Raw genomic sequence first — 20,869 nt, 5'->3', positions numbered from 1 at the left:
TAGTCCTTGCCGGTAAACTGGAGAACATGGCGACTGGTAAGAACCCTATATTCGACACGGCCACCACCCTCGGAAAGTTATTAGCCTTCCTTGGCGTGAGCGCTATTTGTGGCGTCCTGGTGGCCGGCCTGCTGGTTCCGGCGGCGGCCGTTTCAGGCAGCTCGGCCAGTGGCTCGATCGAATTCTTTGACACTCTCCCGGCGGAGCTGCAGGTGGACCCACCCAGCCAGTCCACCAAGATCCTGGCGAAGGACGGGAGCGTCATCGCCAACCTGTTCGCGGAGAACCGCACCCGCGTTCCGCTCGAGCAGATCTCCCCGTACATGAAGAACGCGGTCATCGCCATTGAGGACAGCCGGTTCTACGAGCATGGCGGCGTGGACACCACCGGCATCCTCCGCGCCCTCGTCGCCACGGCGCGCGGCAACAAGCAGGGCGCGTCCACCATCACGCAGCAGTACGTTAATAACGTCCTCAACGCCTCGCTTGAATCCGAGGGCCGCGGCGAGGACATCAAGCTCAACGGCGTGAACAAGGGCGTGGGCGACAAGCTGCGCGAAATGAAGCTCGCCATCGCCCTGGAAAAGAAGTTCACCAAGGAACAGATCCTTGAGGGCTACCTCAACATCGTGTTCTTCAACCGTGACGCGTACGGCATCGAGGCCGCGTCGAAGTTCTTCTTCAGCACCACGGCCAAGAACCTCACGCTCCCCCAGGCAGCGCTGCTGGCCGGCCTCGTCAACAGCCCCTCGGCCTTTGACCCCATCACCAATCCGGACAACGCGAAGGTCCGACGCGACCTCGTACTGAACGCCATGTTCAAGCAGGGCAAGATCACCAAGGCCCAGCACACCGCAGCCGTCGCCACCCCGGTGACCACCAAGGTCACCCCCGCGCGCCAAGGCTGTGCCTACTCGCCCACGGCCCCCTATTTCTGCGACTACGTCCTGCACCTGCTGCTGAACAACCCGGCGTACGGCGCGGACGCGAAGGAACGCGAAAAGAAGATCTTCCGCGGCGGCCTCACCATCAAGACCACCCTGGACCCCAAGGCGCAGAAAGCCGCCCAGGACCAGGTCAATGCCTCCGCCGGCACCAACCCCGACAAGTGGGGCGCAGCCCTGGTATCGGTCGAGCCCAAGACCGGCCGAATCACCAACATGGCCCAGAACACCTCGTGGTTTGCGGGCAAGGGCAAGTTCGACTCCCAGATCAACTTCAGCGTGGACCAGTACGACGACCAGGGCAACGACCTCAACGGCCTCGGCGGCGCGCAGCCCGGCTCCACGATGAAGCCGTTTACCTTCGCCGAATGGCTGGACGAAGGCAAGTCGATGAACACCATCGTCAACGCCGCCCAGCGCCGCTACCCGCAGGACTTCCCGTGGCGGAACACCTGCTCCACGCCCACCGTCGGCTGGTACGACAGCACTAACGGCACCGATGACCTCCAGAACGCTGAAGAGGGCTATTACCGGAACATGACGGTGCTCGACGGGCTGAAGAACTCCATTAACACGGCCACGTTTGCCTCAGCTTCCCAGGTTGACCTGTGCGGCATCCAGAAGGTCGTGGACGCCGTTGGCCTGCACGGCGGCCTGCCGGTCCGCGACAAGGAAACCAACGCGGTGGTCGATGCAAACCCCAAGGTCACCATGACCACGCTCGGCAACCTGCTCGGCTCGACCCAGACGGCTCCGCTGACCATGGCCAGTGCATTCGCCACATTCTCCAATGACGGAAAGTACTGCGCTCCGATCGCCATCACGTCCGTGACCGACCAGACCGGCGCCCAGCTCCCGGCACAGTCGACCGCCTGCCGGGATGCCATCAAGCCCGAGGTGGCCCGGGGCGTGAACTATGCACTGCAGAAGGTCCTGAACGAGGGATCCGGCTCGCTCATCCAGCCCCGGATTTCCACCCAGACCACGTTCCCCATCGCTGCCAAGACGGGTACGTCCAACAACAACGGCTCAACCTGGGTGGTAGGACACACCACGGGCCTCGCCACGGCTGCCTGGTTCGGCGACGCCCTGGGTTCGCAGGACCGTGCGGGCCAGAATGTCACAATCAACGGCAAGTTCTACACCGGCATTGACGGTTACATGATCGCCGGGCCGATGTTCTCGCAGTTCATGTCCCAGATTGCTCCGACCTACGGCACCGACCCCTTCCCGGAACCGCCGTCCAACCTGCTGTACGGGACCCCGGAGTTCCAGCCGTCCGTCCCCGTGCCGGACAACCCGCAGCCCCCGAGCGACACCGGTAATAGCACGGGCGGCACCACGGGCACCACCGGCGGCAACACCGGAAACGGCAACAACACCGGAAACGGGAACGGCAACGGCAACGGCAACAAGGGGAACGGCTGACAGTGATCGACACGTCACTCATGGCAAGCCGCGCGCGAAGCATCGCGCGCGGCTTTGCCGTTACTGCCGCCGCCGGATCTGCACTGGGCCTCGCCGCCGCTGGCTACGGCCTGTGGGAGAAGAACCAGTTTGTCCTGCGGGAAGAATCGCTGCCCATCCTGCCTGAAGGCCAGGATCCGTTCCGGATACTGCACCTGAGTGACATCCACTTTGTTCCTGGGCAGAACGCGAAGGCCGAATGGCTCCGCTCCCTGGCCGAGCTGAAACCGGACCTCGTGGTGAATACCGGCGATAACCTCAGCCACGCCAAGGCTGTGGATCCGCTGCTCTCTGCCCTTGCCCCCCTGATGGAATTTCCCGGCGTCTTTGTTCCGGGATCCAATGATTACTACGCTCCGCGGCTCAAGAACCCGGCTGCGTACCTGCTGGGGCCGTCAAGGGAGCAGCGGGATTCCGAGGTGCTCGACTGGCCGCGCCTCCGCGCCGGCTTCGGCATGGGCGGCTGGGTGGACCTGACCAACCGCCACCAGTCGATTGTGCTCAGGGGCATGCGGTTCGATTTCTCCGGCGTGGACGATCCCCACCTGAAGCGCGAGCGCTATGCGGGCTGGCCCAGGGGCACCAGGGGCCAGGACTCGAACGCCCACCTGCGCGTGGCTGTTATCCATGCCCCATACCAGCGTGTGCTGGACCATTTCACTGAGGACGGCGCCGACCTGCTCCTCGCCGGCCATACCCATGGCGGCCAGCTGTGCATCCCCGGGTACGGTGCCATCATTGCCAACTGCGACATCCCCACGTGGCGTGCGAAGGGCCTGCACGACTGGCAAAGCAACGGCCATACGACGCCGGTCAACGTCTCCGGGGGCATCGGCACCTCGCGCTTCGCCCCTGTCCGTATCGCCTGCAAACCCGAGGCCGTCCTGCTGACCCTTGCTCCCCGGGCCTAGCCGCCGAAACGGCCAGGCTCGACGCCCCACGACCTCCGAAACCATGTGTAGCGCGGCACTCATGGCATAGGGTAGTTGCTACGGGAAACTACATTCGCACTTGAGTTCAAGAAGCGGGCATGGCCAAGCAGACTTCGTTTTTCAGATCCATCAGCCGTCTCTATCCCCATGTGAAGCCGATCCTCCCCCGGCTGTTCATGGGTCTGTTGTGCGCACTCCTTGCCAGCGTGGTGGCACTCACCATTCCCCAGGTCCTGCGGGCACTCGTCAATGACTCACTCCGGCCTGGGGCCACTGCGGACGCGGTGTGGTCATCTGCCGGAGTCATCCTCGTCCTAGGGATCGCCGAGGCAGGGCTCGTGGCCCTGCGCCGGACCTTCGTCATCAACCCGGCCACCACGGTAGAGACGCGCATGCGAGTGTCCCTTTATGGCCATCTGCAGGATCTCACCGTTTCCTTCCATGACCGCTGGGGCTCCGGCCAGCTGCTCTCACGCGTCATGACGGACCTGAACTTCCTGCGGCGCTGGATGGCCTTCGGTGCCATCATGCTGGTGGTCACTACGCTGACCGTGGTGATCGGCGTGGTGGTGATGTTCACCATGAGCTGGCAGCTTGCCCTCATCTTCCTGGCCGCGGCCGGCCCCATCATGTTCTACAGCTTCCGCTTCAGGACCCGCTTCAGCAAGGTGGCCCGGCGCAGCCAGGACCAGGCTGGCGACCTCGCCACCACTGTCGAGGAGTCCGTCCACGGCATCCGCGTGCTGAAGGCCTTCGGCAGGAGCCGCGAGGCGCTGGAAACCTTCAACGGCCAGGCCGAAGAGCTCCGCCAGACCGAGATCGCCAAGGCCAGGCACCAGGCCACGTTCAGCATGGTGGTTACGCTCCTGCCCGAACTGGCCCTCGGTGCGGGACTCGTGGTGGGCATCATGCTGGTGGCGGCAGGCCAGCTCAGCATCGGCTCGCTCGTGGCGTTCTTCGCGACAGCGGCCGTCATCGCCGCGCCCGTGGAGTTCTCCGGAATGCTGCTGGCCATGGCCCTGACCGCCAAGAGCGCCCTTGATCGCCACTTCGAGGTCATGGACACCCGCAACACCATCACCAGCCCGGAGCGTCCCGCGCGGCCCGCCGAGCTGCAAGGTGCGCTGAGCTTCAACAACATCACCTTCGCTTTCGAGGACGCCCCGGACAAGCCCATCCTCAAGGGCATCACCCTGGACATCCGCCCTGGCGAAACCATGGCGCTGGTGGGCATCACCGGCAGCGGCAAGAGTGCCCTGCTCCAGCTCGTTCCGCGCCTCTATGACGTCACGGACGGGTCCATCACCATCGACGGCGTGGACCTGCGCGACTTCAGCGTCGAAGAACTGCGCAGCGTGGTGGGTGTGGCGTTTGAGGACACCACACTCTTCTCCAACTCCGTCCGTGACAATGTGCTCCTGGGCGCCCGGACCGGTGTAGGAGCCGGTGTCCCCGACGCCGGCAACGACGAGCTGGAGGCCATCCTTGAAGAGGCGCTTGACACCGCCCAGGCCCACTTCGCCTACTCCCTGCCGGAGGGACTGGATACCCTGATCGGAGACGAGGGGCTGAGCCTCTCCGGAGGGCAGCGGCAGCGCATCGCCCTGGCCCGGGCCATCGCCGCCAACCCCCAGGTGCTGGTGCTCGACGATCCGCTGTCCGCCCTGGACGTCAACACCGAGGAACTCGTGGAAAACCGCCTGCGGCAAGTACTTGCCGGCACCACCACGCTGATCGTCGCGCACCGCCCGTCCACCGTGGCGCTGGCCGACCGGGTGGCGCTGCTCAAGGACGGCCGGATTGCCGCCGTCGGAACGCATGCCGAACTGCTGGCCACCAACGACCACTACCGCTACGTCATCGCCAGCCTGGAGACCGAGCCACGGGACCTCGACTCCGAACTTTCCGCCCTCGAGGACGACGCTGAGGAGTCCATCCGATGAGCACCGCAGCGTTCGGTACCGCGAACGAGGACAATGCCCACCTGAGCAAGAGCGACAGCAAAGCCGTACGACGGCGGTCGCTCGCCTTACTGGCCACGCTGATCCGTCCCGTCCGGCTCCGGTTCTGGCTCACCATCGCCATGGTGGTCCTGTCTCAGGCGGCCCGCGTGGCCGGACCGGCCTTGATTGCGTTCGGCATCGACCACGCGCTGCCGGCCCTGCAGGGCGGTGACAACCTCCCCTTGGTGATAACCGGCGTCGCGTATCTCGCGGCGGCGGTGGCGACCGCCGTCCTGACCGCCCTCTACGTCACGTCCACGGCGAAGCTCAGCCAGGCCATGCTGCTGGACCTGCGACTCTGGGTGTTCCGGCACACGCAGCGGCTCAGCCTTGAGTTTCATGAGAAATACACCTCCGGCCGGATCATCGCGAGGCAGACGTCAGACTTGGAGGCCCTCCGCGAGCTCCTCGATTCCGGGGTCAGCTCGCTGGCGTCCGGGATGCTTTTCATGGTGTTCACGGCGGTAACGGTCTTTGCCCTCGACTGGCGCAGCGGTCTGATCGTGGTGGCGGCCGGCGTTCCGATGTTCCTGCTGGCGCGCTGGTACCAGAAGCATTCGCAGATCGCGTTCCGTGAGTCGCGGGTGGTGTCCGCCCGCCTGATCGTGCATTTTGTGGAGACCATGACCGGAATCCGTGCGGTGAAGGCCTTCCGGAAGGAACGCGAAAACGCGGCGCGGTATGGGGAACTGGCCGAGGAATACCGGAAGGTGACCGTCCGGTCGATCAACCTGAACGGGATCTTCCAGCCCGGCCTGGTGCTGATCGGCAACGTCTGCGTGGCGGCGGTGCTGCTGTTCGGCGGCTTCCGCGTCCTCAACGGCGACCTCGCTGTGGGTGTGTTGCTGGCGCTGATGCTGTCCACGAAGCGCTTCTTCCAGCCCGTGGACCAGATGGCCATGTTTTATAACTCCTTCCAGAGCGCCCAGGCGGCGCTCGAAAAGGTGTCCGGACTGCTCGAAGAGGTGCCCACCGTCCGCCCGCCCGGGAACGCGGTGGCCCTCCGCGATGCCCGCGGCGCCGTCGAGTTCAAGGACGTCGAGTTCCGCTACGGAAGCGGCCCCCTCATCATCGCAAGGCTCAACCTCGCCATCCCCGCCGGCCAGACGGTGGCACTGGTGGGGCAGACCGGCGCAGGCAAGTCCACCCTCGCCAAACTGATAGCCCGCTTCTATGATGTCTCCTCCGGTTCCGTTACGCTCGACGGCGTGGACCTGCGCGAGCTCAGCACCGCGGACCTGCGGCGGAACATCGTGATGGTCACCCAGGAGGCGTTCCTGTTCAGCGGCTCCGTGGCGGACAACATCGCCCTCGGCCGGCCGGAGGCGTCCCGCGAGGAAATCGAGGCAGCGGCCAAGGCAGTGGGTGCGCATGAGTTCATCGCCGAACTCCCCGAGGGCTACGACACGGACGTCAACAAGCGCGGCGGCCGCGTCTCCTCGGGGCAGCGCCAGCTGATCAGCTTCGCCCGCGCCTTCCTGGCGCGGCCGGCCGTCCTGATCCTCGATGAGGCGACGTCCTCCCTGGACATCCCCTCCGAGCGGCTGGTCCAGAACGGACTGGCCCGGCTGCTGCGGGGCACGGACGACGACGCCGGCACTGCCGTCTCCGGCGCCGACACCTCCCCGGGAAACGGCACCAGTGACGACGGCGGACACCGTGATGCCGGACGCACGGCGCTCATCATCGCGCACCGGCTCTCCACGGTGGAGACAGCCGACAGGGTCCTTGTGGTCCACGATGGCCGCGTTGTGGAAGACGGCACTCCGGAGGAGCTGATTGGCGGCGGCGGCCGCTTCGCGCAGCTGCACGGAGCCTGGAAGGATTCGCTGGTCTGAGGCCCGGCGCCGAAGGCCACCTGCCGGGTCCCCCCGCCTTTGGAGGAGGACGACGGCGGGTTCCGCCCCTTGCGAGCCGAAACCCGCCAAAGGTGGGGAAACCAGCGGCCGCCGCGCTCTGCCGGGCCGTAATGCTGGCGGTCCTGGCCTCGATTTCGCATGTGGCCTCTGTATCGGCTATTCTTGTAAAGTTGCTTTTGCAGCGGATCGGGATGTAGCGCAGCTTGGTAGCGCGCTTCGTTCGGGACGAAGAGGTCGCAGGTTCAAATCCTGTCATCCCGACCAACAAAAGAGGGTCTCCCCAGGGAGGCCCTCTTTTTTCATCTTTGGCTGCATCCTCCGCCGGGTTCAGAACCCTTGGTTGGTGATATTCTGCCGCGCCTGCCCGCCGCCCAGCAGGGGAATCCTGACCCGGTTCGAGCCGTCGTCCTCCAGGTAACCGCCCCGGCTCTCGTAGGTTTGGACGGAGTTCACGTAACTGTGGCGCAGCCGCAGGCCGACCACAAAGAGCACCGGGGACTCCAGCAGCGCCGCGATGCCGACGATCCCCGAGACAAAGGACCCGGCGTCGGCCGTTCCGCTCAGCACGCCGGCCACCGATGTCCCGGCCACCGCTGCCACCAGCAGCGAGGTGCCGGCGATGCTCCACAGGACGTATGCCCGCTGCAGCCCGTTGGCTCCGTGCGTCTTTGATCCTTGGCGCTGGGTTCCCTGACGCTTGGTTCCCTGTCGCCTGATTCCCTGTCGCTTCACAATGTGTCCCTTCATGTGACGGCCGCAACGTGGTGGAAAGAAAACGGCCCCGGGACATGGTTCGCGCATGTCCCGGGGCCCGGTTTCCGAAAAAGCCTTGCTACATCGGATCCGGCCAGTTGCCAATCGTGGCGGGGGAATCCATAGGATCGGGCCAGTTGCCGATGGTGGGCTTGTTCACGTCCTTCACGCGCATGGGATCCGGCCAGTTGCCAATGGCAACCGCGGAGCCCGCATTATCAACAATAGAACCGGCAGACAGAACGGCCGGAGCCGTGGCGGAGAATGCAAGTGCCCCTGCCAGAACGGCAGCGGCTGCAATCTTCTTCAACATGTGAGTTCCTCAATACGAGTCGGTTTCGTTACATAGTCAGCACAGTCCTTGTTGACATACATTGTAAAATGTTTTCCACAGGGGCTGTCAAGCATTGTGTACAAAGACTGTCCGGAATGAGGAGGAATCCCGTGGGGAACGGATTCGGAGAGAAGCTCCGAGCAGAGCGGCTCGAGCGCGGCCTGACCCAGGCGGAACTGGGCAAGGACCTTTACTCCCCCAGCTATATCTCGCTGCTTGAAACGGGCCGACGGGAACCGACCGCAGACGTCATCGAGGAGCTTGCCCGCCGGCTGGAGCTCGCGCCAAAGGCGCTTGAGGCCTGGAGCCAGCCTATCTCGGTCAGCGACGCCGAATACGTCCTGGCGGGGCTGTACGCCCGGCAGGCCTGGGACCTGCGTGACTACGCGCTTGCCGCCGACCATGCTGCCACCGCCGCGCGCATCGCCCTCGAAGGCAAGAACACCAGCGCCTGGTGGAACATGACCTACATGCAGGCCGAATGCCTCATGAAGCAGGGCCAGCTCAAAGAGTGCCAGAAGATCATGGAGCACCTCTCGGAGCATCCGATGGCCACCGAGTCCGCCGGCCTCGGAGTGCGTGCCCGGCAGATGCTCGCCGCACTGTGCCACGGACAGGGCCAACTGGCGGCCGCCGTCGAGCATGCCCAGAAGGCCGTGGAACTGTGCGCCCAGCTTCCCAAGGGCTCCACGCTGATCATCGGCGCACTCCGCGCCCTGATCGGCGCCCTCGCCGAGAGCGGCCGGCTGGACGAGGCCTGGAAGTACTGCCAGGACATGAACGAGCAAATGGACGAGAACTCCATGTCCCAGCTGGCCGGCGAAGTGGCCTGGGTGATCGGGAACGTCGCCTTCATGCGCCACGACTACCCCGAGGGCATCAAGCACCACGAGCGCGCGGCCAAGCTGCTGTCCCCTGCAAACGACATCGATCTTTGGGCCCGCTTCAACAAGGCCTCGGCCGCCGTCCGGCTCTCGTCCGGGATCGTGGAACCCGAGACCCTCTCCGCCATTGAGCGCGCCGAGCTCGCGCTGTCCATCGTGGGCGGCAACAAGACGGACCAGCTTGAGGTGGCCTTCATCCGTGCCCGTTGGCTCTACCTCACCGGCGATATCGTGGCGGCGGTGCAGAAGCTGCGCGAAATTCACGCCGAGCGCAGCGCCCTTGCCAAGCACACCGCGGGCGAGGTGTCGCTGCTCCTGGGCAAGTCGCTCAAGGCCGCTGGCGAATCCGAGGAAGCCTTGGTGCTCCTGCAGGAAGCCCAGCGGGAGTTCAGCGGGGCCGGCGCGCAGGACCGCGTGCAGCAGGCCTTGGACGCCATGCTGGAGATCAGGCTCGCGCAGCGCCGGGCCGAGGCAGCCGAAGCCAGCTAGGACCGGCCGCCCTCCGGAACGGAGACTTGCTCCGACCCGGAGGGGACCGCTCCGAGACGGAGGGGCGGCCGCCGTTACGCGAACGTCCGGCCGGTGAGCTTTTCGTACGCCTCAACGTAGCGCGCACGGGTGCGCTGCACGACGTCCGCAGGCAGGGCCGGAGGCGGTGTGTCGGAGGCCCTGTCCCAGCCCGACTCGGCGGACGTCAGCCAGTCGCGGACATACTGCTTGTCGTACGAGGGCTGCGCCTGGCCGGGCTTGTACGTTGAGGCATCCCAGAACCGCGAGGAGTCGGGAGTGAGGACCTCGTCGCCCAGCGTGATGGCGCCCGTGACGACGTCGTAGCCGAACTCCACCTTGGTGTCAGCCAGAATGATGCCCCGCTCACGGGTAATTTGCTCGGCCTTGGTGTAGATCTTCAGCGTCAGTTCGCTGAGGCGTCCGGCGATGTCATCGCCCACCATGGACGCCACGGCGTCATAACTGATGTTTTCGTCGTGCTCACCTACCTCGGCCTTGGCCGAGGGCGTGAAGATCGCCTTCGCGAGCCGGGAGCCGTCCACGAGTCCCTCGGGGAGCGGGATGCTGCAGACGGTGCCGGACTGCCGGTACTCCACGAGGCCCGAGCCGGTGAGGTAGCCGCGGGCAATGCATTCCACCGGGAACATCTCGAGCTTCTTGCAGATCATGCCGCGGCCTTCCACCGCCGCGGGCACGCCGTCCTCCACAGTGGACGCCAGAACGTGGTGCTCGACCTCCAGCTGGTCGAACCACCACAGGCTCAGCTGGGTCAGGATGGCGCCCTTGTCCGGGATTTCGCTGCTGAGCACGTGGTCAAAGGCGCTGATGCGGTCGCTGGCCACCACCAGCACGCAGTCTTGCCCGAACCGGCTGTTGATGGAGTCGTCCGCCGGTTCGTACAGGTCCCGGACCTTGCCCGAGTAGGTGTGCTTCCAGCCCGGAAGCTCCAGGGTGGACGTGTCCAGGCCGCGCTTGGGGGCGGCGGTGTTCTCAGGTTCTGCCACTGTCATGCCTTCGCTTTCGGGGCGGAGGCTGCCTGGGCAGAGGAACTGCCGGACGCCACCTTGATTTCACCGCGGGCCGCCTTGCCGCCAATGTCGCGGCGGAACTGGGCGCCTTCGAGCTGCACCAGCTCAACGCCGTCGTAGGCCTTTTCCCGGGCCTCCACGAGGTCGGAACCAAGCGCGACCACCGCGAGGACGCGGCCGCCGGCGGAGACCACTTTGCCTTCGTCGTCAAGCTTCGTCCCGGCGTGGATCACGTGGACGCCGTCAAGCTCGTCCACCTTCTTGAGCCCGCGGATGCGGTCGCCGGTACGCGGGGTGTCGGGGTAGTTTTCGGACGCAACGACGACGGCGACTGCAGTCTCCTTGGACCAGCGCAGCTCTTCTGCCTGGTCCAGTTCGCCCCTGGCAGCCGACAGCAGCAGGGAACCGAGGGGCGTCTTCAGCCGCGCGAGCACGGCCTGAGTCTCGGGGTCGCCGAAACGGACGTTGAACTCGATGACGCGCGTGCCGCGGGAAGTCAGGGCCAGGCCGACGAACAGGACGCCGACAAACGGGGTGCCGCGGTGTGCCATTTCGTTGACCGTAGGCTGGGCCACCCGGTCGATGACTTCCTGGACCAGGCCTTCGGGCGCCCATTCCAGCGGGGTGTACGCGCCCATACCGCCGGTGTTGGGTCCTTCGTCGTTGTCGAAGATGCGTTTGAAATCCTGCGCCGGGGACAGCGCCACGGTGTTGCGTCCGTCGCAGAGGACAAACACGGAAACCTCGGGACCGTCCAGGAATTCCTCGATCACCACGGTTCCGCCGGCGTCGAAGCAGGTCTGCGCGTGAGCCAGGGCTTCATCCCGGTTGTTGGTGACCACCACGCCCTTGCCTGCGGCCAGCCCGTCGTCCTTGACCACGTACGGCGCGCCGAAGGTGTCCAGGGCGGCTGCGGCTTCCTCGGCGTTGCCGGCCACCAGCGCCATGGCGGTGGGAACACCGGCTTCAGCCATGATCTGCTTGGCAAACGCCTTGGACGCCTCCAGCTGGGCGGCGGCCTTGCTCGGCCCGAACACGGGAACCCCGGCGGCGCGGACCGCGTCGGAAACGCCGGCGGCGAGCGGAGCCTCGGGGCCCACCACCACGAGGTCGACGTCGAGCCGGGTGGCGAGAGCCGCCACGGCATCCGGATCGTTCCCGTCGATCGCGTGCGTGGGGACGAGCCGGCTGATGCCGGCGTTGCCCGGAGCCGCGTGGACTTCGGAGACGTTGGGGTCTGCAAGCAGGGAACGGACAATGGCGTGTTCGCGGCCACCGGGGCCAATGACGAGTACCTTCACAGTCTCCAAGGGTACTTTGTGGACACCGCTGGTTCCTAAGCTATGTCGTGCCGCCCCGCGCTCCGGCGTCCCCGCACGCATTGGAACCGCGCCGGAACAATCCCGCGGGCCGGCCGCTACGAACCAAGGGCATGAAGAAGCTGATGAAGTGGCTCAAGGGCCCCGCCGCACTGGCGGCGGTGGCAGGGGTGGCGGCGGCCGCCGTCGTTCTTTCCGTTGCGGAACTGATCGGAGCGTTCTTTACTGCGCGGGCAACGCCCGTGATTGCCCTGGGCTCCACGTTCATCGACTTCACGCCGCCGTGGATGAAGGACTTTGCCATCGCCACGTTCGGCACCAATGACAAGGCTGCGCTCTTCGTTGGCATGGGCCTGACCATCTTCCTGCTCGCTTGCGTACTGGGCGTGGTGGCATACCGGAAATGGGCGCTGGGCGTGGCCGGGGTGCTGCTGATGGGCTCAGTGATCGTGGCGAGCGTGGTGACCCGGGCCAGCGTGAAGCCGGTCGACGCCATTCCGACTCTCCTCGGGACCCTCGCCGGACTGGTCGTGCTGCGGCTCCTGATCTCCCGGCTGTGGCGGCTTCACTCCTTTCCCGATGCTCCGGCTGGCGTCGCGGCGAAGGAGCCTGAACGCCCCGCAACAACGCGGCGGGCGTTCTTCGCCGCTACCGGCCTTACTGCAGTGGCGGCCGGCATCGCAGCTACCGGGGGACGGCTGCTGAGCGCCGCGCGAAGCAACGTGGCCCAGGCGCGCGGGTCGCTGCGGCTGCCTGCCCCTGCTAAGGTCGCCCTTGCAGTGCCGGCTGGGGTTCAGTCCGCCACACCGGGCGTCACGCCGTGGCTTACGCCAAATGGTGACTTCTACCGGATCGACACCGCCCTGAGCGTGCCGGAAATCAACGCCGACGAGTGGGAGCTCCGGGTGCACGGACTCGTGGAGCAGGAGGTCCGCCTCACGTTCCAGGACCTGCTCGACGCCGAGCTGATCGAGTCGCATGTGACCCTCACCTGCGTGTCCAATCCGGTGGGCGGCAACCTCGCCGGCAACGCGAAATGGCTCGGGTTGCCCCTCCGCGAAGTCCTCAAGCGGGCCAGGCCAAAGGACGGCGCGGATATGGTCCTCTCCACCTCCATCGACGGGTTCAGCGCATCAACGCCGTTGGAGGTCCTGCAGGACGACCGCGACGCCATGCTCGCCATCGGAATGAACGGTGAGCCGCTGCCGCTGGAGCACGGCTACCCCGTGCGCATGGTGGTCCCCGGACTGTACGGCTTCGTTTCCGCCACCAAGTGGGTAGTGGACCTCGAAGTCACACGCTTCGCCGACAACAGGGCGTACTGGACGCAACGCGGCTGGTCCGAACGCGGTCCCATCAAGACCATGGCCCGGGTGGAGGTGCCCAAGTCCTTCGCCGTGGTCAAGGCCGGACGGGTGTCGATCGGCGGCACGGCGTGGGCGCAGACCCGGGGCATCACCAAGGTGGAGGTCCAGATCGACGGCGCCGGGTGGGCCGAGGCAGTGCTGTCCGACGAAGCCTCCGTGGTCACGTGGCGGCAGTGGTCCTTCGACTGGGATGCCAAGCCGGGACCGCACTACATCAGAGCGCGCGCCACGGACGGGACGGGCGAGGTCCAGACGGAAAAGCGTGCCGATCCCGTGCCGGACGGCGCGTCCGGCTGGCAGTCCGTGATGGTCACGGTCGAGTAGGGCCGTGCCCAGGCACGCCGTCCGGCAGGCTGCCCGGATGCCCGGTACGGCCTGCCGGAACAGGTCCCGGGGAATGCCAATCCGGCACCATAGACTGGGGCCATGCCCCTAACTTCGCATGCCACATTCTCTGTGGAGTCCGCCGTCGAGCTCGCGGTCGTTGAACGGAGCGGATTTGTCGAATCGCGGCACATTGGGGCGGCAGTGGTCCTGGCGGCGGACGGCACGGTGGTCACGCAGCTGGGCGACATCACCACCCCGATCCTGGCCCGGTCAACGCTCAAGCCGCTCCAGGCCCTGGCGTCCATGCAGTCCGGGGTTCCGCTCCGCGGCGCGCAGGTGGCGCTCGCCTGCGCCAGCCACACCGGGTCGCTGGACCACATGGACGTGGTGGAAGGAATGCTCAAGGCCGCCGGCGTCAAGGAGGACCAGCTGCAGTGCCCGGCCGCGTGGCCGCAGGACGAGACGGCCCGCACCTGGCTCACTCGCTCCGAGAAGGGCAAGTCACGGCTGGCCTACAACTGCTCCGGCAAGCACGCAGCGTTCCTCTGGGCGTGCATGGAGAACGGCTGGGACAAGCACAGCTACCTCGAGCCGAACCACCCCCTTCAGCAGCGCATCCGCACAGTGATCGAGGAATTCTCGGAGGAGAGGATCGCCCACCTGGGCATCGACGGCTGCGGCGCCCCTGTCGCTGCCATTTCCCTGACGGGCTTGGCCCGCGCATACTCCCGGCTCGCCAAGGCACCCGGCGACAAGAACTCCAACGCACGGGCAGCCACGATCGCAACGTCCATGCTGGACTACCCGTGGGCGGTCCAGGGCAGGGGCGAAGCCAACACCATCGTGATGGAGGAGCTGGACGTCATTGCCAAGATCGGTGCCGAGGGCGTGCTGGTCATGGCCACGCCGCAGGGGGTCTCGGCGGCCGTGAAGGTGCTCGACGGCAACCTGCGTGCCACCTCGCTCGTGGCCCTGACCATTCTGGCTGCCGCCGGCGCCGTGGACATTCCGGGAGTGTCCAGCGTGCTGGAGAAGGTTGTTGAGCCGGTCCTCGGCGGCGGCCGCCCGGTGGGCAAGATCAGGCTGGGCCACGCTGTCTCGGCCCTGCTGGACTAGGCACTTGGCCGCGCAGGCACACTCTTACTTCCACAGCAGCAAAGGAGGCGGCGATGGCAGTAGCCCGGCGCAGGATTGACATCGACGAAGGCAAAGCGGCACTGGCCAGCTGGCTGGAAGCGGGCCAGCCGCCGTCGGGCACTGCCGTTCCCCGCCCGGTGATCGCGACGGCGGTGCGTTACTCCCTGGAGGAGGTCACCGCCCGGGCGCCCGGCAACTCGGTGGAGGTCAGGGTTCCGCCGTTCGGCGTCACGCAGTGCGTTGAGGGGCCTCGCCACACGCGCGGCACTCCCCCGAACGTCATAGAGTGCGACGCCGCCACCTGGCTGTCCATGGTGACCGGCCAGTTGGGCTGGGCGGACGCGGTGGACGCCGGGCGCGTGGCGGCTTCCGGTCTTCGCGCCGATCTCTCGGCGCTGCTGCCGCTGTAGGGCGGTTCCGGACATCCGCCCCGGTTTCGGACATCCGCATGCAGGAACCCCGGTGCGGATGTCCGGTTCCGTAGCGGAAGCCGGACCCGCACCGGGGCTGGACAAGGTTAGTGATCTGCTGGCTGCCGCTATTCGTGGTGGATGGCGGCTGAGCTTCCGGTGGCCGATGATGTCCTGGTCATCTGGAATTCGGGGATCTCGTCCGGGTTGGGCCCGCCGCGGAACTTGGGTGACGGCTGACCGCCTCCGCTGATCCGCTCGAGCTCCTGGTCCTCGAAGTCATCCTCGACGCCGAGCATGATGGCCGAGTCGTGATTGGTGATTTCACCGCGGAACGCGCGGACCATGACGCTGCGGTCGAACTGGCCCTCCCATTTGGAGACCACGAAGGTGGCCACGCAGTTGCCGAGGAGGTTGACCACAACGCGCATGGAGTCCATCAGACGGTCGGCGCCGAGGAGGAGTGCCACGCCTGCCACAGGGAAGATCCCGAGTGCCGCCGCGGTTGCGGAGAGGGCGAGGAAGGACGATCCGGGGACGCCGGCCATGCCCTTGGAGGTCAGCAGCAGGACGCCGAGGGCGGCGAGCTGCTGGCCGAGGTCCAGGTGGTGTCCGAACGCCTGCGCCAGGAACAGCAGCGAGATCGAAAGGTAGATCGCGGCGCCGTCGAGGTTGAAGGAGTAGCCGGTGGGAACCACAAGACCTGTGGTGGCCCGGGAGCAGCCGGCGTTGGTCAGCTTGGTCATGATGCGCGGCATGACGGCCTCGGTGGAAGCCGTGCCGAGGGCCAGCAGGAACTCCTCGCGGGTGTACTTGAGGAACTGCCAGAGCGGGACCCGTGCGATGCCCCAGGCCACGAGGAACAGGAGGCCGATGAAGACCAGGGCGGCTCCGTAGCAGGCGGCGATCAGTTGCGCATAGGTCCCGAGCGTATCGAGACCGTACTGGCCGATGATGAACGCCATGGCACCGAACGCGCCGATCGGGGCCACCTTCATGATCCAGGACATGATCTTGAAGATGAGTTCGAGGACGGTCTCCATGAGGCTGATGACCGGCATGCAGCGCTCGCGGCCGATGACCACGATTGCGGCGCCGAAAAAGACCGAGAAGAAGAGGACCTGCAGCAGGCTGTTGCTGGCGAAGGCCCCGATGACGCTGGTGGGGATGATGTCCAGGATGAAGGACGCAGCGTCCTTGGGCACGGCGTGGCCGGTTTTGGCGTCCAGCGCCTCCTGGGACAGCGTGCTCGGATCAATGTTCAGGCCGGCGCCGGGCTGGACAAGGTTGCCGACGATCAGTCCGAAGACCAGGGCGAAGAGCGTGGCCGCTGTGAAGTAGAGAAGTGCTTTGACTCCTACCCTTCCGACCGCCTTGACGTCGCCTACGGCTGAAATTCCGGTGACAATCACCAGGAAAATCAGCGGCGCGATGATCATCTTGATGAGCTGGATAAAGCCGTCACCGAGCGGTCTCAGCTGGGAGCCAAGGTCCGGCCAGAAATGCCCTATGAGAACACCTGCCACGACGGCGATCAGAATTTGGAAGAAGAGCGACCTGTACAGGGGCTTCTTCTTCGACGGCACCGAACTCGCCTTCAGCGCCGAGGAATCTGGGATCTTCATTGATCTGTACCTATTCAATCGGGAACAGCCCCGGAAATTGGGGTCTGATTCAAAAGTAACCCCGCTCACACTATTCCGCAAGGGGAAAATGAGTTTTCGCAATGTGGAAATATGCGTCCGTGTTCGGGCATGCAAAAACCGCCACGTTTTCGGACATCCGCACCCGGGAACCGCGGTGCGGATGTCCGCTTGCGTAGCGGAAAAGGTGGTTTCTTCTGCTAGCCCCGCCCGATGAAGGGCATGCCGGCGGCGGTGATGACCACGGAGCCCACGCTGGCAGTGGGCGGCATTCCGGCCATTAGCAGCACAGCCCGCGCGGCGTCCTCCACGGGGAACATGGGCTCGACTTTCCGCGTGCCGTCGGCCTGGAGGGCGCCGGAGCCGACGCCGATGGTGTCCATAATTTCGGTGGCGGTATTGCCGATGTCGATCTGCCCGCAGGTGATGCCGAAGGCGCGCCCGTCCAGCTCGATGCTCTTGGTCAGGCCTGTCATGGCGTGCTTGGTGACGGCGTAGGCCACTGTGCGGGGGCGGGGCGAGTGCGCGGAGATGGACCCGTTGTTGATGATGCGCCCGCCCTGCGGCGCCTGGGATTTCATGGCCCGGACGGCCGCCCGGGCGCACAGCAGCGAACCGGTCAGGTTCACGGCAACGGTCGCTTCCCAGTCCGCGAGGCTGATCTCGTCCACCGACGCCGCCGGGCCGAACACGCCCGCGTTGTTGAACAGGACGTCCACCCTCCCCCACCGCTGGAGGACGGCCGCGAAGAGGCGCTCGACGTCGTCGGGCAGCGTGACATCGCAGGGTACCGCCAGCGCGTCCGGGTGGCTGCCCGCCGTTTGGAGCAGCTGCGCCTCGCGGCGTCCGGCCAGGGCCACCCGGTAGCCTTCCGCCAGCATCTGCCGGGCCACTGCCCTGCCGATGCCGGAACCGGCCCCGGTGACGACGGCGACCCGTCCAGGCTGTGGCGCTGCAAACGGCGTTGCAGGCGGTGGCGTTGCAGGGGGTGCTGCAGGCGGCGTTGCGGTCATGGGGGTACTCCTGTGGGATGCGGGCGGCCTACAAGGCGGGCTTAGTGGGTAGCGGGAACATCCGCCGCCACCAACGGCCAGCCTATGACGGTCTTGGGCCGAGGCGTGGCATAAGTCCGCACCTTGGAGGTTGAAAGCCGCATCCGGACCAGGGATTCCGCGATGGTCACGGCGGCCGCCACGCCGTCCACCACCGGCACCCCGGCCCGCTGCCGGATCTTTTCGTCCAGGCCCGCCATGCCGCCGCAGCCGAGGACGATCACTTCGGCCTTGTCCCCGCGGACTGCCAGCAGCGCCTGTTCGATGATGGCCTCGACGGCACGCCCCGGCTCCTCCTCCAGCTCCAGGACGGCCATGCCGCTGGCCCGCACAGAGGCGCAGCGCGCATCGAGCCCGGCCAGTTTCAGCCGGTCCTCGATGAGCGGCACGGCGCGGTCCAGGGTGGTGATTACAGAGTACTTGTGGCCGAGGAACATGGCCGTACTGGCCGCGGCCTCGGTGATGTCGACCACCGGAACGTCCAGGAGTTCCTGCAGCCCTTCCCTGCCGTGCTCGCCGTAGCCGGCCTGGATGACGGCGTCGAACGGTTCCGGGTAGTTGACCACACGGTCCATCACGGCAATCGCGGCGAGGTAGCTTTCAAAGTTCCCTTCACAGGAGTCGGCACCGAACCTCGGGGTGAGGCCGATGATCTCCGTTCCCGGTGCCGCGATGCTGCGGGCCTGGGCAGCGATGGAGTCGGTCATGGACTGGGTGGTGTTCACATTCGCAACGAGAATACGCATGGATTTCTCCTGGGTGGCGGGTCGGCGGTCAGTGGGTGCTGGAGACGGCGATCGATTCGCCGTCGACATCTTCGAACCGTTGCTTGCGGTCGGCGGCCAGGTAGTAAGTCAGCGCACCGACGCCCGCGCCGAAGAACCAGGCGAACGGCGCCGCCGCTTCGAGAGCCGGCACAAAAGCGATGAGAATCGCGATGGCGGAGGCCGGCAGGAGTGCGGCGATCGCCTTGGGATTGACGCCCTTCTTGTAGAAATACGCGCCGCGCGGGTGGTCGCTGTAAAGCTCCGGCACGTTGACCTTGCCGCGGCGCAGCAGCCAGTAGTCTGCCATGACCACGCCGAACAATGGACCAAGGAGGGCGCCCAGTCCGCCCAGGAAGTACACGATCACGAGCGGGTTGTTGTAGAGGTTCCAGGGCAGGATGACCAGGCCGATGGTGCCGCTGACCCAGGCGGCCTTCCGGAAGTTCAGGTGCTTGGGGAAAAGGTTGGTGAGTGCATAGACCGGGGCCACGAAGTTGGCCATCAGGTTCACAGCGATGGTCAGGATGAGGATGGCGAGGCAGGCCAGGACCAGGAAGAGGGTGTTGGGAATGCTCTCGACGATGTCCGAGGGAGTTTCGATGATGGTGCCATTGATCTTGTACTGACCGCCAGCCAGGACCACCACGATGGCGCCGAAGAGGAGCATGTTGATGGGAATGCCCCAGAAGTTGCCGCGGACGATGGATTTCTTGGACTTGGCCGACCGCGTGAAGTCGCAGAAGTTCAGGACGAAGGTTCCGTAAATGGAGACCCAGAGGGCGCCGCCGGCGAAAATTTTGCGCCACATTTCGCCGCCTTCCAGACCCCGGATGCCCGTCCACTGGATGGAGCCGCGGGCTTCGATGAAGACCCACACGGCCAGCAGGACCATGGTCAGCAGGATGATCGGTCCGGCAAAGGCCTCGTACTTGCGGATCATTTCCATGCCGAAGCTGACGATCACGAGCTGGACGATCCAGAGAGCCACGAACGCGGTCCATCCCAGGGTGGACAGGCCCAGTATGGAGTTGCTGTCCAGTTCGTGCAGCGACGGGATCATGGCCACGAGCATCACCCGGAGCACCACGGACGCGAGGAAGGTCTGGATTCCGAACCAGGCCACGGCCACGGCTCCGCGGACCAGGCTCGCGAGCTGGGCGCCGCGGATGCCGAAGCTGATGCGGCTCATGACCGGAAAGGGCACGCCGGTCTTCTGGCCCATGAAGCCGGAAAAACTCAGCAGCACAAAGAGCAGGGCGGCACCGATGCCCAGGGCCACGAGGATCTGCCAGCCGCCGAGACCCAGCGAAAACAGCCCGACGGCGAACGCATAGTTTCCGAGGCTGTGGACGTCGTTGGCCCACAGCGTGAAGATGCTGTACGCCGTCCAGCGCCGGCCTTCCCGCTTGGTCGGGGCGAGGTCCACGTTGTAGAGACTCGGGCTGATGGTGCGGCCGGAGGCGGCACTGGCTGTTTCGCAAAGGGCTTCGACGCCCGTTGCCGGATGGATCGGCTGGCCCGACAACACTGTCGGTGCGGGAGCCGGTTCGACGCCGACTGATGGGGTCGTCTGCATCTGGATCTCCAGTTCTGAGGGAAGGTGAAGTGGGAAGCCCGAGGCTTCCGAAGAGCGAATTCCATATTATGGAAATCACATCTTGAAAAGTGGAATAACTGTATGACCTGGGTCACGCCAGGGTCAAGGTCGCCCTGCTTCTGCGCGCAGTCATAATCGGTCCGCAAGAGCCAGCCGCACTTCGGCGCCGACCCGCCGGATGGGCCGCCTTGACCGGCACCTGCACGTCGGCCTAATCTCGAATAGCAAGAATGTTTTCTCACAATACGAAAATATCGCCCCAACATTCAAAGATGAAACGAGGCTGCCGTGGCTGCAGGAGAAGATACCTCCCATATCCTCAGCGGGTTGACTAACCAGCTGCCTGATCGTGATCCGGAAGAGACCGCCGAGTGGGTTGAGTCCCTGGATTCGCTGATCAGGGAACAGGGCACCGAGCGTGCCCAATACATCATGCGCAGTCTCCTGCAGCGTGCCGGCGCCCAGAGCGTCGGGGTTCCGATGGTCACCACCACGGACTATGTGAACACCATCCCGGCGGACCAGGAAGCACAGTT

The 20,869-nt window shown here is 65.7% G+C and carries 17 protein-coding genes and 1 tRNA gene; 10 read left to right on the top strand and 8 right to left on the bottom strand.

From position 1 onward, the window contains the following. The first annotated feature begins 26 nt into the window (after positions 1-26). From AC1D14_RS14680 to AC1D14_RS14660, 5 genes are all read left to right on the top strand, one after another. A complete protein-coding gene (locus AC1D14_RS14680) occupies positions 27-2,372 on the top strand; it encodes a transglycosylase domain-containing protein (RefSeq protein WP_476968698.1) in 2,346 nt (781 codons plus the stop codon). Positions 2,373-2,392: 20 nt separating this feature from the next. Continuing rightward, a complete protein-coding gene (locus tag AC1D14_RS14675; RefSeq protein WP_230119391.1) occupies positions 2,393-3,322 on the top strand; it encodes a metallophosphoesterase in 930 nt (309 codons plus the stop codon). A gap of 119 nt (positions 3,323-3,441) precedes the next feature. After that, positions 3,442-5,286 (top strand): ABC transporter ATP-binding protein, encoded by a 1,845-nt coding sequence (locus AC1D14_RS14670; RefSeq protein ID WP_476968697.1) that lies wholly within the window; start codon positions 3,442-3,444, stop codon positions 5,284-5,286. After that, positions 5,283-7,184, top strand: a complete 1,902-nt coding sequence (locus AC1D14_RS14665) for an ABC transporter ATP-binding protein (RefSeq protein WP_476968696.1) — start codon at positions 5,283-5,285, stop codon at positions 7,182-7,184. Before AC1D14_RS14670 ends, AC1D14_RS14665 begins: the two co-directional genes overlap by 4 nt. Before the next feature lie 208 nt (positions 7,185-7,392). Next, positions 7,393-7,469: transfer RNA gene (locus AC1D14_RS14660), tRNA-Pro, on the top strand. A 63-nt stretch (positions 7,470-7,532) separates the two neighbouring features. Here the strand turns inward: AC1D14_RS14660 and AC1D14_RS14655 are convergent. Then, a complete protein-coding gene (locus tag AC1D14_RS14655; RefSeq protein ID WP_476968695.1) occupies positions 7,533-7,937 on the bottom strand; it encodes a hypothetical protein in 405 nt (134 codons plus the stop codon). 100 nt (positions 7,938-8,037) lie between these two features. Then, complete coding sequence (locus AC1D14_RS14650; protein ID WP_230119374.1) at positions 8,038-8,271, bottom strand: hypothetical protein; 234 nt, start codon at positions 8,269-8,271, stop codon at positions 8,038-8,040. Positions 8,272-8,402: 131 nt separating this feature from the next. Here AC1D14_RS14650 and AC1D14_RS14645 point away from each other — a divergent pair, with 131 nt between their 5' ends. Further along, positions 8,403-9,665, top strand: a complete 1,263-nt coding sequence (locus AC1D14_RS14645; RefSeq protein ID WP_230119375.1) for a helix-turn-helix domain-containing protein — start codon at positions 8,403-8,405, stop codon at positions 9,663-9,665. Positions 9,666-9,739: 74 nt separating this feature from the next. Here AC1D14_RS14645 and AC1D14_RS14640 read toward each other — a convergent pair whose 3' ends face one another. Both AC1D14_RS14640 and purD read right to left on the bottom strand, forming a co-directional pair. Then, the gene (locus AC1D14_RS14640) at positions 9,740-10,696 is read right to left on the bottom strand and encodes a phosphoribosylaminoimidazolesuccinocarboxamide synthase (RefSeq protein WP_476968694.1); all 957 of its coding nucleotides are present in this window, start codon (positions 10,694-10,696) and stop codon (positions 9,740-9,742) included. Continuing rightward, positions 10,693-12,015, bottom strand: coding sequence for a phosphoribosylamine--glycine ligase (gene purD / locus AC1D14_RS14635; RefSeq protein WP_476877642.1), 1,323 nt, complete (start codon positions 12,013-12,015; stop codon positions 10,693-10,695). The genes AC1D14_RS14640 and purD overlap by 4 nt, the downstream gene beginning before the upstream one ends. A 131-nt stretch (positions 12,016-12,146) precedes the next feature. Here purD and AC1D14_RS14630 point away from each other — a divergent pair, with 131 nt between their 5' ends. The 3 genes from AC1D14_RS14630 (at position 12,147) to AC1D14_RS14620 (ending at position 15,274) form a co-directional block, all read left to right on the top strand. Then, on the top strand, positions 12,147-13,724 hold the full coding sequence (locus AC1D14_RS14630) for a molybdopterin-dependent oxidoreductase (RefSeq protein ID WP_230119377.1): 1,578 nt from the start codon (positions 12,147-12,149) through the stop codon (positions 13,722-13,724). A gap of 102 nt (positions 13,725-13,826) precedes the next feature. Beyond that, entirely contained in the window at positions 13,827-14,843 is a 1,017-nt protein-coding gene (locus AC1D14_RS14625; protein WP_230119378.1) for an asparaginase, read from the top strand. 53 nt (positions 14,844-14,896) lie between these two features. After that, entirely contained in the window at positions 14,897-15,274 is a 378-nt protein-coding gene (locus AC1D14_RS14620; RefSeq protein ID WP_476968693.1) for a sterol carrier family protein, read from the top strand. A 128-nt stretch (positions 15,275-15,402) separates the two neighbouring features. Here the strand turns inward: AC1D14_RS14620 and AC1D14_RS14615 are convergent, their stop codons facing one another. From AC1D14_RS14615 to AC1D14_RS14600, 4 genes are all read right to left on the bottom strand, one after another. After that, a complete protein-coding gene (locus AC1D14_RS14615) occupies positions 15,403-16,899 on the bottom strand; it encodes a cation:dicarboxylate symporter family transporter (protein ID WP_230119380.1) in 1,497 nt (498 codons plus the stop codon). A 218-nt stretch (positions 16,900-17,117) separates the two neighbouring features. Next, positions 17,118-17,930, bottom strand: a complete 813-nt coding sequence (locus AC1D14_RS14610) for an SDR family oxidoreductase (RefSeq protein WP_476968692.1) — start codon at positions 17,928-17,930, stop codon at positions 17,118-17,120. Positions 17,931-17,971: 41 nt separating this feature from the next. Then, positions 17,972-18,715: an aspartate/glutamate racemase family protein gene (locus tag AC1D14_RS14605; protein WP_230119382.1), complete on the bottom strand. Its 744-nt coding sequence runs from the start codon at positions 18,713-18,715 to the stop codon at positions 17,972-17,974. A gap of 28 nt (positions 18,716-18,743) precedes the next feature. Beyond that, the gene (locus tag AC1D14_RS14600; protein ID WP_476968691.1) at positions 18,744-20,312 is read right to left on the bottom strand and encodes an NCS1 family nucleobase:cation symporter-1; all 1,569 of its coding nucleotides are present in this window, start codon (positions 20,310-20,312) and stop codon (positions 18,744-18,746) included. A 309-nt stretch (positions 20,313-20,621) separates the two neighbouring features. On the opposite strand from AC1D14_RS14600, the gene AC1D14_RS14595 reads away from it, so the two are divergent. Further along, the coding region (locus tag AC1D14_RS14595; RefSeq protein WP_476968690.1) for a hypothetical protein at positions 20,622-20,869 on the top strand (248 nt) is incomplete at its 3' end.

It is taken from the genome of Arthrobacter sp. P1_B11 (assembly GCF_056406715.1).
This window is presented reverse-complemented; position numbering and strand designations above follow the sequence as displayed.

Bases quoted from the DNA above. Each gene is read 5' to 3' on its own strand.
- AC1D14_RS14680 (WP_476968698.1), top strand. From the start codon at position 27: ATGGCGACTGGTAAGAACCCTATATTCGACACGGCCACCACCCTCGGA.
- AC1D14_RS14675 (WP_230119391.1), top strand. From the start codon at position 2,393: ATGGCAAGCCGCGCGCGAAGCATCGCGCGCGGCTTTGCCGTTACTGCC.
- AC1D14_RS14670 (WP_476968697.1), top strand. From the start codon at position 3,442: ATGGCCAAGCAGACTTCGTTTTTCAGATCCATCAGCCGTCTCTATCCC.
- AC1D14_RS14665 (WP_476968696.1), top strand. From the start codon at position 5,283: ATGAGCACCGCAGCGTTCGGTACCGCGAACGAGGACAATGCCCACCTG.
- AC1D14_RS14650 (WP_230119374.1), bottom strand. From the start codon at position 8,271: ATGTTGAAGAAGATTGCAGCCGCTGCCGTTCTGGCAGGGGCACTTGCA.
- AC1D14_RS14640 (WP_476968694.1), bottom strand. From the start codon at position 10,696: ATGACAGTGGCAGAACCTGAGAACACCGCCGCCCCCAAGCGCGGCCTG.
- AC1D14_RS14630 (WP_230119377.1), top strand. From the start codon at position 12,147: ATGAAGAAGCTGATGAAGTGGCTCAAGGGCCCCGCCGCACTGGCGGCG.
- AC1D14_RS14625 (WP_230119378.1), top strand. From the start codon at position 13,827: ATGCCCCTAACTTCGCATGCCACATTCTCTGTGGAGTCCGCCGTCGAG.
- AC1D14_RS14620 (WP_476968693.1), top strand. From the start codon at position 14,897: ATGGCAGTAGCCCGGCGCAGGATTGACATCGACGAAGGCAAAGCGGCA.
- AC1D14_RS14615 (WP_230119380.1), bottom strand. From the start codon at position 16,899: ATGAAGATCCCAGATTCCTCGGCGCTGAAGGCGAGTTCGGTGCCGTCG.
- AC1D14_RS14610 (WP_476968692.1), bottom strand. From the start codon at position 17,930: ATGACCGCAACGCCGCCTGCAGCACCCCCTGCAACGCCACCGCCTGCA.
- AC1D14_RS14605 (WP_230119382.1), bottom strand. From the start codon at position 18,715: ATGCGTATTCTCGTTGCGAATGTGAACACCACCCAGTCCATGACCGAC.
- AC1D14_RS14600 (WP_476968691.1), bottom strand. From the start codon at position 20,312: ATGCAGACGACCCCATCAGTCGGCGTCGAACCGGCTCCCGCACCGACA.